Annotated in this window: 13 protein-coding genes; 12 read left to right on the plus strand and 1 reads right to left on the minus strand. The window is 64.9% G+C overall.

The features are described 5' to 3' along the window. The first annotated feature begins 116 nt into the window (after nt 1-116). From IAU68_RS10410 to IAU68_RS10465, 12 genes are all read left to right on the plus strand, one after another. Entirely contained in the window at nt 117-1259 is a 1143-nt protein-coding gene (locus tag IAU68_RS10410; protein WP_171193816.1) for a sensor histidine kinase, read from the plus strand. Next, nucleotides 1256-1918 (plus strand): response regulator, encoded by a 663-nt coding sequence (locus IAU68_RS10415; protein WP_171193817.1) that lies wholly within the window; start codon nt 1256-1258, stop codon nt 1916-1918. Before IAU68_RS10410 ends, IAU68_RS10415 begins: the two co-directional genes overlap by 4 nt. An 82-nt stretch (nt 1919-2000) precedes the next feature. Next, entirely contained in the window at nt 2001-2852 is an 852-nt protein-coding gene (locus tag IAU68_RS10420) for an ATP-binding cassette domain-containing protein (RefSeq protein ID WP_171193818.1), read from the plus strand. Between the two features lie 18 nt (nt 2853-2870). After that, nucleotides 2871-3566 (plus strand): hypothetical protein, encoded by a 696-nt coding sequence (locus IAU68_RS10425; RefSeq protein WP_171193819.1) that lies wholly within the window; start codon nt 2871-2873, stop codon nt 3564-3566. After that, entirely contained in the window at nt 3563-4801 is a 1239-nt protein-coding gene (locus IAU68_RS10430) for a DUF418 domain-containing protein (protein ID WP_171193820.1), read from the plus strand. The genes IAU68_RS10425 and IAU68_RS10430 overlap by 4 nt, the downstream gene beginning before the upstream one ends. Nucleotides 4802-4905: 104 nt before the next feature. Beyond that, nucleotides 4906-6612, plus strand: coding sequence for an ABC transporter ATP-binding protein (locus tag IAU68_RS10435; RefSeq protein WP_171193821.1), 1707 nt, complete (start codon nt 4906-4908; stop codon nt 6610-6612). After that, nucleotides 6609-8558, plus strand: coding sequence for an ABC transporter ATP-binding protein (locus IAU68_RS10440; protein WP_171193822.1), 1950 nt, complete (start codon nt 6609-6611; stop codon nt 8556-8558). The genes IAU68_RS10435 and IAU68_RS10440 overlap by 4 nt, the downstream gene beginning before the upstream one ends. 140 nt (nt 8559-8698) lie before the next feature. Then, the gene (locus IAU68_RS10445; protein ID WP_231699027.1) at nt 8699-9943 is read left to right on the plus strand and encodes a Na/Pi symporter; all 1245 of its coding nucleotides are present in this window, start codon (nt 8699-8701) and stop codon (nt 9941-9943) included. A 13-nt stretch (nt 9944-9956) separates the two neighbouring features. Then, nucleotides 9957-10313, plus strand: a complete 357-nt coding sequence (locus tag IAU68_RS10450) for a hypothetical protein (protein WP_171193824.1) — start codon at nt 9957-9959, stop codon at nt 10311-10313. Continuing rightward, nucleotides 10306-11256 carry a substrate-binding domain-containing protein gene (locus tag IAU68_RS10455; protein ID WP_171193825.1) on the plus strand — a complete coding sequence of 317 codons (951 nt, stop codon included), beginning with the start codon at nt 10306-10308 and terminating at the stop codon, nt 11254-11256. Before IAU68_RS10450 ends, IAU68_RS10455 begins: the two co-directional genes overlap by 8 nt. A 15-nt stretch (nt 11257-11271) precedes the next feature. Next, nucleotides 11272-11874 carry a DUF1707 SHOCT-like domain-containing protein gene (locus IAU68_RS10460; protein ID WP_171193826.1) on the plus strand — a complete coding sequence of 201 codons (603 nt, stop codon included), beginning with the start codon at nt 11272-11274 and terminating at the stop codon, nt 11872-11874. 19 nt (nt 11875-11893) lie between these two features. Then, nucleotides 11894-13135 (plus strand): pyridoxal phosphate-dependent aminotransferase, encoded by a 1242-nt coding sequence (locus IAU68_RS10465; protein WP_171193827.1) that lies wholly within the window; start codon nt 11894-11896, stop codon nt 13133-13135. Between the two features lie 287 nt (nt 13136-13422). Here IAU68_RS10465 and IAU68_RS10470 read toward each other — a convergent pair whose 3' ends face one another. Continuing rightward, nucleotides 13423-14958, minus strand: coding sequence for an FMN-binding glutamate synthase family protein (locus IAU68_RS10470; protein ID WP_231699028.1), 1536 nt, complete (start codon nt 14956-14958; stop codon nt 13423-13425). Nucleotides 14959-15031: the final 73 nt, after the last annotated feature.

Raw genomic sequence — 15031 nt, forward strand, 5'->3', positions numbered from 1 at the left:
ACCTCGATGGGAGCAGTTATCTGACTGCCGCTGGGTCACCCGGGACGACCTATCCTGGTTCGCATGAAATAACTAGCCACGACGAAGAGGTTCTTTGCGGAGAAAGGGGCAGACGCTTGAACCCGACTTGGCGGCGGGCGACGGTGCTCGCGCTCATCGCAATCCTGACTGCGCTTTCCGTGTTCGACTGGGTCACGGTGCAGTCCCCGTACGGCTCAGTCGGCACTGCAGCCGGCGCCACGCTCATCGCCGTGTGTGGCGCCTGCTGCGCGGCGCACGGCGTCCGCCCCGTCACAGCTGTCGCCGGGATCGCCGCGTGCGCCAGCTTTGCACTGTGCCTCAATGCGCTGAGCGTCCCCCTCTACTGGGAGCCAGCGCTCGCCTTCGGCGCGGTCATCACCACCTCCCGGGTGCCCCGGCGCGACCGCACCTGGCTGATCGTCTGGCTCCTCGCGATACCCACCGTCGCGCTTTTCACCCACAGCATGTTCGCGCCGGACTGGCCGGGCAGTCAGTCGGCGGGGCGTGCCGCCACCGTCGCGGCCCGCGCGGTGGCACTGTCATGGGTCTTCCTCGGCTTCTTTTTCCTTCTCGGTGCTCAGCTTCGCAACCGGCGGGAAAAGATCTCGGAGCTGGAGCAGCAGGTCGAATTCGCTCACGTCCGCGAGCGCACCCAGATCGCGCGAGAGATGCACGACATCGTCGCCCACACGCTCGCCGGGATCACCGCCCTGGCGGACGGCGCGCGATACGCATCCAAACACAACCCAGAGGTGGCCAGGGGCGCCCTTGAAACAATCAGCGCCGAATCACGTACCGCGCTGTCGCAGATGCGCGGGCTGCTCAGCGTGTTACGCGACGACGACGCCGCAGCACCCACCGGTGCTGCCCCGGGCCGACGTGACTTCACCGCTCTGTTCAACGAAGCCCGCGCCCGTGGCCTCAACTTAAGCGTCGCGGGCTTCGACGAGCTCCCAGAGGATGTGCCGCCACTCACGCTCTTCACCCTCTACCGTGTCTGCCAGGAGGCCATCACAAACATGCTGCGACACGCGTCCGCACCGGAAGGTGCGCTCACCTTTTCCGCCGACGCGAAGTCGGTGCGTGTGGAGGCGGTAAACGCTGCGCCGAAAAGCAAGCACGGCCCCAACGGTTTCGGGCTGGTGGGCATCCGCGAGCGCGTCGCGGCGCATGGCGGGCGCGTGAACGTGACCGACGACGGTGGCAAGTTCGTCCTGACCGCGGAGGTGCCGCGATGATCAGCGTCGCGCTTGTGGACGACCAGCCGCTCGTGCGCGCCGGCTTCTCGATGCTCGTCACCTCCCAGGACGATATGGACGTGGTCTGGCAGGCGGGCGACGGCGCAGGGGTGGCCGGGCAGCCGGCGGCGGACATTGTGCTCATGGACATCCAGATGCCCGGCACGGACGGCATCGAGGCCTGCCGCGCGTTGCTCACCGAGCACCCGGACACCCGCGTGATCATGCTGACCACCTTTGACGAGCGCGACCTCGTCCTCGGCGCGCTCGACGCCGGGGCCTCCGGGTTCCTGCTCAAAGACGCCGACCCTGACGAGCTGCTCGACGCGCTGCGCACCGTCAACGGCGGCGACGCGGTGCTCGCGCCGAAGGTGACGCGCCACGTCATCGGCGCCGCGCAAGCCCCCGAGCAGCGGGAGGCGGCACGCAATGAGGCGATGCTCGAGCGCCTCACCCCGCGCGAGGTGGAGGTCCTTCGCTTGGTGGCGCTCGGCTACTCAAACGAGGAGATCGCCGAGGCCGAAACACTCTCCCCCGCGACGGTGAAGACACACGTGCACCGCATTCTGTTCAAGACCGAGTCCCGCGACCGTGTCCACGCCGTCCTCTTCGCGTTCCGCGCGGGCCTGGTGGGCACCGGCGAGTTGCTGGGCCACTAGCCGTGTACACCCCAGGGTGTACACGGCGATTTACACCCGCGGGCGGACGATTTCACCCGCGCCGCGCGCGATTGTGGGAACCATGATCGAAGTTCACAACCTGACCAAACGATATTCAAGCTCCACCGCCGTAAACGCGCTGTCGTTCACGGCGCCGGACGGTGCCGTCACCGGTTTCTTGGGCCCGAACGGCTCCGGCAAGTCCACGACCATGCGCATGATCGTCGGACTAGAAACCCCAAACGAGGGCGAGGCGCTTATCGACGGCTCCGCTTTCCGATCCCTCGACCAACCCGCACGCGTCGTCGGGGCGCTGCTCAACCCGGAATGGATCGCCCCGCACATGACTGGGCGCGGCCACCTGAAGATGGTCGCTGACTACGCCGGCGTGCCGGAATCCCGCGCCGACGAGGCGCTCGAGGCGTTCGGGCTCGCGGAGGCGGCAAAACGGGAAGTGAAAGACTACTCCCTCGGCATGCGCCAGCGCCTCGGCGTGGCCAGCGCGCTGATCGCGGACCCAACCAACGTCATCCTGGACGAGCCGGTCAACGGCCTCGACCCGCAGGGCGTGGCCTGGATGCGAGGGCGCATCCGCGAGATGGCCGCCGAGGGCCGTGCGGTAGTCGTCTCTTCGCACCTGATGAGCGAGATGCAGCTCACCGCGGACCGCCTCGTGGTGATCAACCGCGGCCGCCTCGCCGGCGAGGGCCCGCTCGAGGACTTCCTGGGCTCCAACCGGGTTGAGGCGACCTGCAGCGACCCGGCGCGGCTGGCCGAGGCCGTCGGCGGCCAGGTCATTGGCGACTCCGTTGTCGTCGACGACGCCTCCGCCCGCGACGTCGGCGAGGCCGCCCAGGGCGCCGGGGTGACGGTTTACTCCCTCCAGGAATCCCGCCGCAGCCTCGAAGAAGTGTTCCTGGAATCGACGAAATAGGACGTAGGAGGTTTTTCCATGCATACGTTGAAAGCAACCCTGCGGGAGGTCTTCTCCCGCCCCGCGACGCGCATACTGCTCGCATTCGTCGCGGTCGCTCTCATTCTCGGTCCCATAACCGTAGCGATGCTCCTCGGCCCCAACGGAACAAACGTCGCAGACCCGGCGATGCTGCTCATCCCCGCCAGCTTGATGCTCCCCGTGGCGCTCGCCGCGGGCGCCTTCCCCGCCGGCGGCGCACACTCGCGCGGCACGATCGGCTACGCCTACCTAGCGTCGAATCACCGCGGCTGGGAGCTTGCCTGCCGCGTTGGCGTCGCAGCTCTCGCCTGCACACTGACGGCGTTTGCTGCCTCGGCGATCGGGCTCGGCGGCGCGCACGCGTTCGTCGACAGCGTCGCGCTGGACGGTGCCGACAGCGCGGGTATGGTGCTCAACCAGGCCGAGCTGTGGATCGCCTACCCACTGCTTGCGGCCCTGACAGCCGTGCTGCTCGGCTCGGGCACCGCGTCCTTCTTCGTCTGGGTCGTCGAGTTGCTCATCGTGGAGACTGCCCTCAGTGCGATCAACCAGCCGTGGGCCGCTGTCCTGGAGAAGCTCCTGCCGGGCGGCGCGGCTGGGAACGGCACGGCCGGAGTAGCTACCCTCGCGGTGTGGGTCGTGGCCCTCGTCGCCGCCGCGTACGCGGCCGTTCAGCGGAGGGCAGTGAAGTGACCGCGACAGGGACCACAACACACACCAGTGAGCGCACTGCGGTCCGCCAGCGGTTCGTGGCCCCCGACCTCGCCCGCGGGTTCGCTCTCGTCGGCATCGCGATGGCCAACATGGTCACTGACTGGGACCCTGCTGAGGGCGTCGACCACGCGGCGGGCCTCGGCGGCTACAACGGCGACGGCACCTTGTTGGAGAAGCTGCTCGTCTTCTTCGAGACGGTCTTCGTGCACGTGCGCGGCTTGCCCATGTTTGCCACCCTGCTCGGTGTTGGCGTCGGCATGATCTTTGCCAGTCTCGAGCGGCGCGGCTACCCGCTGCGCGCCCGGCGCATGGTGCTCGCGCGCCGCTATGGGTTCCTGTTCCTGTTCGGCCTAGTGCACAAGACGCTGTTTTTCACCAACGACATCATGACCGCGTACGGCATCGCGGCGCTTATCCTGTGCCTGTTCATCGGGTGGAGCGACCGAGCACTCTACGCGCTCGCAGGTGCAGCGTTCGCCCTGAACGCGATACTTCGTGCTCCTGGTGTATTCGCCGCGTTTTCGTCGGCAGCGGAACCGGTAGACGGCAGCCCCGCGCGCATCGTTGACCTCGGCGAGCGCATAGCCGCCGGCCTGGCCAACTTCTGGGTGTACCCGGCAATGGGCGTAATCGAGATGCTCGCCTTCTTCCCGCTTGTCGTGGTCGGGTTTGTATGGGGCCGGCGTGGCGTCTTCGGCAACGTAAACGGAAATTCCCGGATGCTCCGCGGGTGGGCGATTCTTGCAGCCGTAGTTATCGTGGCCGTCGGCATCCCGTGGGGCTGCGCGGAAATCGGCGCACTCGGACCTGGGTGGGCTACAGGGCTCAATGCCGCCAACGAGCTCGTCGGCATGCTCACCGGCCCCGGCATCCTCGCTGCCATCTCCCTCGCGTGCCGGCCGTTGCAATCGCGTATCAACGCCTCCGGCTCCCTCCCGCACCTAGCCCAACCCCTCGTGGCGCTGGGGAAACGTTCCATGAGCGGCTATCTTGCGCAAACGATTCTCTTCACCCTGACAACCCAGCCCGCGTTCTGGTGGGTAACTCGCGACGCGAAGATCGCCGGCAAACTCGGCTGGGCGCTGATTATGTGGCTGGCCACGGTAGCTGGTGCGTGGGCACTTGAGCGGGCTGGCAGGCCGGGGCCGTTCGAATGGCTGCACCGTCGCCTGTCGTACGGCAAAAACGGCCTCCCTGAGCACTACAACGGTTAGGCGCCCGGGCAGACGCGCCCGGACGGCACCGTGCCCACGCTCGAGCCGTGTGCGATGCGACAGAAGTCTAGGATTGCCCCGGGCAACGAGAAGAAGGGGCATACGTGGATCTCATCCGTCTTACCGCGCGCTTCGGCAAACCCTACGTCGGCCAATTCGCATTGGTCATCGCGTTACAGCTGGTCACTACCCTGGCCACGCTGTATTTGCCGGACTTGAACGCGGACATCATTAACAACGGCGTCGCGCAAGCGGACGTGCCATACATCTGGCACGTGGGCCGCACAATGCTGCTAGTGGCGCTGGTCCAGATCGCGGCGGCAATCGCGGCAGTGTGGTTCGCGTCCAAGGTGGCGATGAACACCGGCCGCGACATCCGCGCTGCGGTGTACGACCGCGTCTCCGCCTACGACAGCGAGGACATGGCGCACTTCGGCACCGCCACCCTGGTCACCCGCGGCACTAACGACGTCCAGCAGGTGCAGATGACGTTCCTGCTGTTCATGAACTTCATGGTGGCAGCCCCGATCATGGCGGTCGGCGGCATCATCATGGCGCTGCGCCAGGATGCTGGCATGTCCTGGCTGGTAGCGGTCGCGGTGATCATTCTGGCGGTGGTGGTCGCCATCATCGCCGCGATCCTCATGCCGCTGTTCAAGCGCATGCAACAGAAACTCGACGCCATCAACGGCCTGCTGCGCGAGCAGATCGCGGGCATCCGCGTGGTCCGCGCCTTCGGCCGCGAAGACTACGAGGCCGAGCGGTTCACCGAAGCCAACGACGACATCACGAGGCTGAGCCTGAACATCGGCCGGGTGTTTGTCACCATGTTCCCGGTCATCATGCTCATCCTGAACCTGGCCACGGCGGCGGTGCTGTGGTTCGGTGGCCACCGCGTGGACGAGGGCCTGGTGGAGGTCGGCTCGCTCACCGCGTTCATGCAGTACCTCATGCAGATCCTCATGGCGGTGATGATGGGTGTGTTCATGCTCATGATGCTGCCGCGCGCGATCGTGTGCGCGGACCGCATTGACGAGGTGCTCGCGCATGAGGCGGTGGAGGCCGGGGGCGTGGGGTCGTCGGCAAGCGAGGGCGTCGTGCGTTTCGACGACGTCTCCTACACCTACCCCGGCGCCGAGAAACCCGTGCTCGAGCACATCTCGTTCGAGGCGCGGCCGGGCACGACCACCGCGATCATCGGGGCGACCGGCTCCGGCAAGTCCACGCTCGTGGGCCTTCTGCCGCGGCTGTACTCCCCCGCCTCGGGACAGGTGCTTATCGACGACGCCCCGATCACCGACTTCGCCCGCACCGACCTCGTACGCGCGGTAGCGATGGTGCCGCAGAAGCCGTGGCTGTTCTCCGGCACGGTGGCGTCTAACCTGCGCATGGGCAACCCGGACGCGACCGACGAGCAGTTGTGGGCGGCGCTGCGGACCGCGCAGGCGGGGTTTGTCGAGGACTTGGACATGCCGATTTCCCAAGGTGGCACGAACGTTTCGGGCGGCCAGCGCCAACGTTTGTGCATCGCGCGGATGCTGGTGGCGGATCCGAAAGTGTACGTCTTCGACGACTCTTTCAGTGCGCTGGATGCGACCACGGAAGCCAAGCTCAACGCCGCGATGCGCGAAACCGGAAGCGACAAGACCGTGATCGTGGTGGCGCAAAAGGTGGCCTCGATCCGGCACGCGGACCAGATTTTGGTGATGGAGGCGGGACGGATCGTCGCAAAGGGCACGCACGCAGAACTGCTGGAAACGTCCGAGACGTACCGCGAGATTGAACACAGCCAGGCGGAGGTGGACGCATGAGCGAGATGACCGACGAGCAACTCGCCGACTACGAAGAGAAGATGGCCGGCGACGACTATTCGTCCTCCGCGCCGCGCAAGGCGAAGCAGTTCTGGCCCTCCGCGAAGCGCCTGCTGGGGCTCCTCGCACCGTACAAAATGGCGCTGACGGCGGTGTTCATCATGAACGCCGCGTCGGTGTTCCTCGCCGTCTACGCCCCGCGGGTGATGGGACGCGCCATGGACGTGATCTTCTCCGGCGTGATGTCCAAGCAGATGCCGCCTGGCATGACCAAGGAACAGGCCGTCGAAGGGCTACGCGCGGCAGGTGAGGACCGGTTCGCCGACATGGCCGCCGCGATGGATCTGCGCCCCGGTTCCGGCATCGACTTCGACCGGCTGCGCGCCCTCATCGTGACGGTGCTCGTGCTGTACCTGGCGGCGTCGCTTTTGATGTGGGCCCAAGGCGCGATCTTGAACCGGCTGACGATGCGCACCGTGTTCAACCTGCGCGAGCGGGTGGAGGCGAAGATCAACCGGCTGCCGTTGTCGTACTTTGACACCCGGCAGCGCGGCGACGTGATGTCGCGCACCACCAACGACGTGGACAACGTGCAGCAGGCATTGCAGCAGTCGCTGTCGTCGCTGTTCAACGCGGTGCTCACGGTGGTCGGCATCATCGTGATGATGTTCGCCATCTCCTGGCAGCTCGCGTTGGTCGCCCTGGTGTCCATCCCGCTGACTGGGCTGGTCATGGGGCTAGTAGGCACGCGCTCGCAAAAGCAGTTCACCACCCAATGGAAGGCCACCGGCGACGTCAACGGGCACGTCGAGGAGTCGTTTTCCGGCCACGACGTCGCCGTCATCTTCGGACGCACCGACGAGCTGCGCCGCCAGTTCGACGAACGCAACGAGGAACTCGCCGGCGCGGCTCAAAAGGCGCAGTTTTTGGCCAACTCGATGCACCCGATCATGCAGTTCATCTCGTACCTGTCGTACGTGGCCATCGCGGTGCTCGGCGGCGTGAAGGTGGCCTCGGGCAAGTTGACGCTTGGCGGCGCCACCGCGTTCATCCAGTACTCCCGCCAGTTCAACCAACCGCTCGGGGAGATCGCCGGCATGATGCAGATGCTGCAATCCGGCGTGGCTTCGGCCGAGCGCGTTTTCGAGCTGCTCGACGCCGAAGAGGAACCCGCAGAATCCGCAACGGTGCAGTTTCACGATCGCGTGGACGGCCTCGTCGAGTTCCACGACGTGTCCTTTGATTACGCGACAGAGCGCAGCGACACTCCTCCCCTTATCCAGCACCTCAACCTGCGCGTCGAGCCGGGCCAAACGGCTGCGATCGTGGGGCCGACCGGTGCGGGTAAGACCACGCTGGTGAACCTCATCATGCGCTTCTACGACGTCGATTCGGGCTCCATCACCCTCGACGGCACCGACATCCGCGACGTCGCCCGCGAGGACCTGCGCGACCACATCGGCATGGTGCTCCAGGACGCGGTGCTGTTCAAGGGCACGATCATGGACAACATCCGCTACGGTCGCCTCGACGCCACCGACGAGGAGGTCATTGCGGCGGCGAAGGCCACGTATGTGGACCGGTTCGTGCGCACGCTGCCGGACGGCTACGACACCGAAGTGGACCAGGACGGCGGATCGGTGTCCGCAGGCGAGCGGCAGTTGATCACCATCGCGCGTGCCTTCTTGGCGGCGCCGTCGCTGCTTATTTTGGACGAGGCGACCTCCTCCGTTGACACCCGCACCGAGGTGCTGGTCCAGCAAGCAATGAACGCCCTTCGTTCGAACCGCACCTCGATCGTTATTGCGCACCGCTTGTCGACGATCCGCGGCGCCGACGTCATCCTCGTCATGGAAAACGGCACGATTGTGGAGCAGGGATCGCATGAGGAGCTCGTCGCAAAGCAAGGCGCGTATTGGACGTTGCACCAATCCCAGTTTGCTTAAAAAGTTTTCCCAGCGTTTACCAAGGCTTCACTTCGATGGCACCCCGCCCACATACGGTCATGCGAAGACATCTGTCGTAAACAACTGATTGGGCAAACATGAGTAGAAACGAAACGGGTAACCCCGGCGGTTCAACTGTGGTGAAAGAACAAGACACAAGCCGTGACGACGAGAACAAGAACCTCGAGGACCTCGACGTCGACGATGACAACGAACACAAAGACCCCCTCGGGTTCCTCCCGTTTGAGGGCACAGCGAAACAGGTCGCGAACTGGATCGCCGTAGCACTCGGCGTCTGGATCCTGCTCAACGGTGTGGGCATGATCGGCGACGGCTTCAAGATGGTCGCCGGCGACCGCGCCGAGGAGCTCTTCTCCTTTGCCGAGAACCCGTTCGTGGGACTGGCTATCGGTGTGGTCGCGACAGCGATCATCCAGTCCTCGTCCACCACCACCTCCATCGTGGTGGGCATGATCGCCGGCGGTCTGCCGCTGAACATCGCCGTGCCGATGCTCTTCGGCGCCAACATGGGAACCTCGGTGACCTCCACCCTGGTGGCCCTCGGGCTGGCCGGCAACAAGCGCCAGTTCAAGAACGGTTTCTCGATGGCGACCGTGCACGACTTCTTCAACCTCATCGCCATCCTCATCTTCTTCCCGCTCGAGATCTTCACTGGCTTCTTGTCGCGCACGGCGTCGGCCATCGCGCCGTCGCTGTCCGGCCAGGGTGAAGGTGTCGTCGCCGGCGCGTTCGAGAAGGTCGGCGACTTCCTCGACCTCATCACCGAGCCGCTCGTTGGCCTTGCCAGCAGCTTGGTTGAACCGCTCGGCGACATGTGGGGCGGCATCCTGCTGTCCGTCATCGGCATCGGCCTGATCCTGCTGTCCATCCAGTTCATCGGCAATCTGCTCAACGCTCTGCTTGTGGGCAAGGCGCAGGAGATCCTCTACGCCGCGCTGGGCAAGAACTCGTTTGTGGGCTTGCTCTCCGGTGCGCTCATCACCACCCTGGTGCAGTCGTCGTCGACCACCACCGCGCTGACGGTGCCGCTGGCCGCGTCCGGCAAGTTCGAGGTCCGCACGCTGTTCCCGTTCGTGGTCGGCGCGAACATCGGTACAACTATGACCGGTCTCATCGCCGCATTCGCCGCTTCCGGTGCCGACGCCGAAGCCGCGATGGCCGGTGCGCTGGTGCACACCCTGTTCAACGTGTGCTCCGCAATCGTGATCCTCGGCCTGCCGTTCCTGCGCAAGCTGCCGCCGGCCGGCTCCGACTGGCTCGCCGGTCTCGCCGTGAAGAACAAGCTGTTTGTATTCCTCTGGATCGGCGGCGTGTTCTTCGCCATCCCGATCCTCGCCGTTTTCATCTCCAACGCGCTGTCCTAAAAGGAGCAGGTACATGACGAACGACAACCTAAACCAAACGCCAGACCTGTCGCCAATGGCGCAGGAACTCATCCAAAACGAAGCCCCCGACAACGCGCTTGAAGCGCTGCTCCATGAGCTCGAGGAGACCGCCGCCGAGCTCCGCGACGAACTCGCCGCCCGGCACTCCACCAACCAGAACCTGCAAGACGACGAGGTGGATGCGGCCTCGCGCTACAAGAAGGTGAACCCGAACGTCACCCCGGAGCAGGAAGCAGAGCTGGAGAACTTCCCGGAGTACTGGGCCAACGCCAAGGGTTCCTGGTCCAATCTGTTCAAGTTGCTGCGCGAGTTCCGCGCCGAGATGCGGGAGGGCCACAAGGATGCGTAAGGCAATCATCGCCGCAGTTGCGGCCGCAACCGCGCTGTCGCTTTCCGCCTGCTCGAACTCGCAGGATGCCGACAACAACGCCGACGGCGAGGCGATCACCGTCACCGGTTCGTCCACCGTGGAGCCAATTACCCGCTACATAGCTAACCGCTACGACTTCGACGCGCAGATCGAGGGTATCGGTTCGACCGACGGTTTTGACAAATTCTGTGCGGGTGAAGCCGACATCAACGACGCATCTGTGGCCATCCCGGGCAGCGAATCTGCGGTGGACTACCAGGCGAAGTGCGCAGACGGTGGCGTCGACTTCTTCGAACTACCGGTCGGGCTGGACGCCATCACCATCGTCAAACACACCGACAACGACTGGGCCACGGACCTGACCGTTGAGCAGCTGCACGACATTTGGTCGAAGGAATCCACCGTGACCAAGTGGTCGGACATCGACCCGTCATGGCCAGACGAGGAGATCAACCTCTACGGCCGTCCGGACGGCTCCGGCACCCTTGGTGTATTCGAGGAACTGGTGCTTGGTAGCGACACCATCCGCGACGACTACCAATCCAGCGACGATATCCAGGAACTGTCCTCCTGGGTGGCCGACGACGTCAACGGGCTGAGCTTCATGGGTATCGGTAACTACCTCGCTACCGAGGGTGAAGTGCGCAATAAGATCGACAACGTGCTGGTCGATGGCGTCACACCGACCGCCGACGAGACCAAAAACGGCAACTACCCGTTGTCTCGCCCGCTGTTCATTTACGTCAACGCGGAGTCGGCGAAGAAGGACAACGTCGACGAGTTCGTCACCACCTACCTGGACAACGCCGAAGCAGTCATGCCGCGCGTGTACTTCTACCAGCTGCCGGAGGAGGTCTACGGTGCCACCAAACAGCGTTACGCTGACGGCACCACGGGCATCGACGAGCAGTGGCACTCGTGACGTAACATCACATCCGTGAGCACTCCCAACGGCAACTTCCGCATCGGCGACCAGGAACGCATGGACGCCATGGACGTCCTCGGCCGCGCCCTCGGCGAGGGCCGGTTGAACATGGACGAGTTCGACGACCGGTGCAGCCGCGTCGCCGAGGCGCAAACGCACAACGACCTGGTGCCGCTGTTGTCGGATTTGCCGGTGGGCAGGCAGCAGGGGGTCGTCGATAAGCGAGTGCCCGATGATGCCGTGCTGTACAGCCAAGCGGAGATCATGAACGCGCGACGCTCCGGCCGCAGGATGCGCGCGGGCACGTTCTGGCTGGGTACCGTGGGCTCGATCGGGCTGACCGCGCTGCACCCAATATTCCTGCTCATCATCCCGACGCTGTTCATCCTGCTGTACGTGATGAAGATCGGGCCGGATTCCTGGTACACCCCCAGCCTGCGACAGTTGGAGCAGCAGCGCCGTCGCGAGATCCGTGCGCGCCAGTTGGAGATCGAATCCGCGCGCGTGCACCAGCAGGCGTTGATGCGGGCGCAGCGAAAGTCGCAGATCGACGAATTGACCAACAACGCGCTCGATATCGCTCAAGATACGGTAAACCGCTTCCGCAAGAAGTAAACAGGCCTACAGTGGTGCCATGAGCGAGCCACTGAAGAAGCACCGCCACTTCGACCAGGCGGACAAGCTGAAAAACGTCTTCTACGACATCCGCGGGCCGGTGAGCGCCACCGCCGAGAAGATGGAGCGCGACGGCCACACCATTTTGAAGCTCAACACCGGCAACCCGGCCGTGTTCGGCTTCGAAGCGCCGGACGTGATCATGCGCGACATGATCGCCAACCTGCCCACCTCACAGGGCTACACCACCTCCAAAGGCATCACGTCCGCACGCCGCGCGGTGGTGACCCGTTACGAGATGATCGACGACTTCCCCGCCATCGACATCGACGACGTCTACCTGGGCAATGGCGTGTCCGAACTGATCAGCATGGTCACCCAGGCGCTGCTCAACGAAGGCGACGAGATCCTCATCCCCGCCCCCGACTACCCGCTGTGGACCGCCGCCTCCACCCTCGCAGGCGGCAAAGTCGTGCACTACATGTGCGACGAGGTAGACGACTGGAACCCATCCCTGGAGGACATCCGCTCGAAGGTCACCGACCGCACCAAGGCGATCGTGGTGATCAACCCGAACAACCCCACCGGCGCCGTCTACTCCCGCGAGGTGCTCGAGGGCATCGCCGACATCGCCCGCGAGCACGAGCTCATGGTGCTTGCCGACGAAATCTACGACCGCGTGCTTTACGACGACGCCCAGCACATCTCCATGGCCGAAGTCGCCCCCGACCTGGTGTGCGTCACCTTCAACGGCCTGTCCAAGGCGTACCGGGTGTGCGGCTACCGCGCCGGCTGGATGGTGCTCACCGGGCCGCGCCGCCGCGCCAAGGGCTTCATCGAAGGCCTCGACCTGCTCTCCGGCACCCGCCTGTGCGCGAACGTGCCCGGCCAGCACGCCATCCAGGTGGCGTTGGGCGGCCGGCAGTCCATCTACGAACTCACCGCCGAGGGCGGACGGCTGCACAAACAGCGCAACGTTGCCGTCCGGAAGCTGCGGGAAATCCCGGGCGTGTCCGTCGTTGAGCCGAAGGGTGCCCTCTACTGCTTCCCCAAAATCGACGCCGAGATGTACAACATCCACGACGACGAACGCTTCATGCTCGACCTGCTCAAATCCGAGAAGATCCTCATGGTGCAGGGCACCGGCTTCAACTACCCCACCCCCGATCACTTCCGCGTGGTCACCCTGCCATGGGCGTCGCAGTTGGAGAACGCCATCGAGCGCCTGGGCAACTTCCTGGCGGACTATCACCAGCACTAGGGGTTGGCCGGCGGGGCTTGGCAGCCCCCTCCCGGCAAAATAGTTCCCAGCCGGGGAACTATTTGGGGGTTTGGCCCCCATCGCGGAGACATTTCCCCAGGTCGGCTCACCGGCGGGGTAAAAAAGTTCCCGGTTTCGCGCTGAAACCGGGAACTTTTTTGCACCGCGCTGACTGATCACGGCGGAATATGTCAGGGTCCTAGGGCTTTACACCCCGTCTGACAGATTCCGGCGGAATGTGTCAGAAACACCAGACCAATGACGCCGACTGGGGCCAACACCAACCCCTACACCGGGCGGAAGGTGTCTGGGGAGGCGGCCTTCCAGTCGGCGGCCCAGGACGAGGGGGCGTCGTCAAGCAATTGCCCCGGTCGCAGCCACTCGTAGATGGAGGCGTAGGAGCGCGACTCCGTCGGCGAGACGTTGCGGCGCAGCATGTCGGGGCGCAGCTCGGACGGGTCGGCAACGCCCATGGACGCCATGAGGCGCACCGCGGTGTTCACGGTGGTCTTGTGGAAGTTGTAGACGGCCTTCGATTTGTCCTCCACCACGATGGCGCGGTTGCGGCGCGGGTCCTGGGTGGCCACGCCCGTGGGGCATTCGCCGGTGTGGCAGCGTTGCGCCTGGATGCAGCCGACGGACATCATCATGGCGCGGGCGGAGTTGGTGTAGTCGGCGCCCTGGATCATGCGCATGACGATGTCGGCGCCGCCTGCGACTTTGCCGGATGCGCCGATCTTGATCTGGTCGCGAAGCCCCGTGCCAACGAGCGCGTTATGCACCGTCATCAGCCCGTGGGTCAGCGGCATGCCCATGTGGTCCTCGAAGTCGATGGGGGCTGCGCCGGTGCCGCCCTCGGAGCCGTCGACGACGATGAAGTCAGGTGCGGTGCCGACCTCGCGGATCGCCTTGCAGATCGCCAGCACTTCACGACGAGACGACACGCACAGCTTGAACCCCGCGGGCTTGCCGCCCGCGAGTTCGCGCATCTCCGCGATGAACTCGATCAACTCCACCGGGGTGCTGAACACGCGGTGTGCGGCCGGGCTGATGCAGTCCTTGCCCATGGGAACGCTGCGGATCTCGGAGACTTCCTTGGTGATCTTGTCGGCCGGCAGCACGCCGCCGATGCCTGGCTTCGCGCCCTGGCTGACCTTGAGCTCGACCATCTTGACCTGGTCGTCAGCGGCCTTGTCGCGGAACTGAGCCGGGTCAAAATCGCCGTCCTCGGTGCGCGCGCCGTAGTAGCCGGTGCCCAACTGCCAGACCAGGTCGCCGCCGTTTTCGCGGTGGTACGGGGAGATGCCGCCCTCGCCGGTGTTGTGCGCGAACCCGCCGAGCGCCGCGCCCTTGTTCAATGAGCGAACCGCGTTTTTGGACAGAGAGCCGAAGCTCATCGACGAGACATTCAGCATGGAGATGGAGTACGGCTGCGTACAGTCCTTGCCGCCGACGAGAGCGCGCGGCGGTTCCTCCGGCATCTCCAGCGGCGCGATCGTGTGCACGAGGTGCTCGTGGTTTTCACCGTAGACGTCCTGGACGGTGCCGAACGAGGTCTCGCTCTGCTGGCCCTTGGCACGCTCATAGATCGCTTCACGTTGGTCGCGGTTGAAGGGGCGGCCGTCCCAGTCGCGCTCGATGAAGTACTGGCGCATCTCGGGGCCAAGCGCGGTGAGTACGTAGCGCATGTGGCCTAGAACTGGGTAGTTACGCAGCACCGGGTACTTAGTCTGCTTGAGGTCGTGGATCGCGACGCCACCCAGCGCCGCTGCAGCAGCACCAAGCGCGCCCTTGGCAAACTTTCCTGGCTTCTCCTTAGGCATACCCCCTATCATGCCCCACCCCGACGCAAAACCTAAGCCGGGCACACCATGTGGTGCACCCGGCTTAGGTAGT

This window comes from Corynebacterium lujinxingii, from assembly GCF_014490555.1.
Lineage (GTDB): Bacteria > Actinomycetota > Actinomycetes > Mycobacteriales > Mycobacteriaceae > Corynebacterium > Corynebacterium lujinxingii.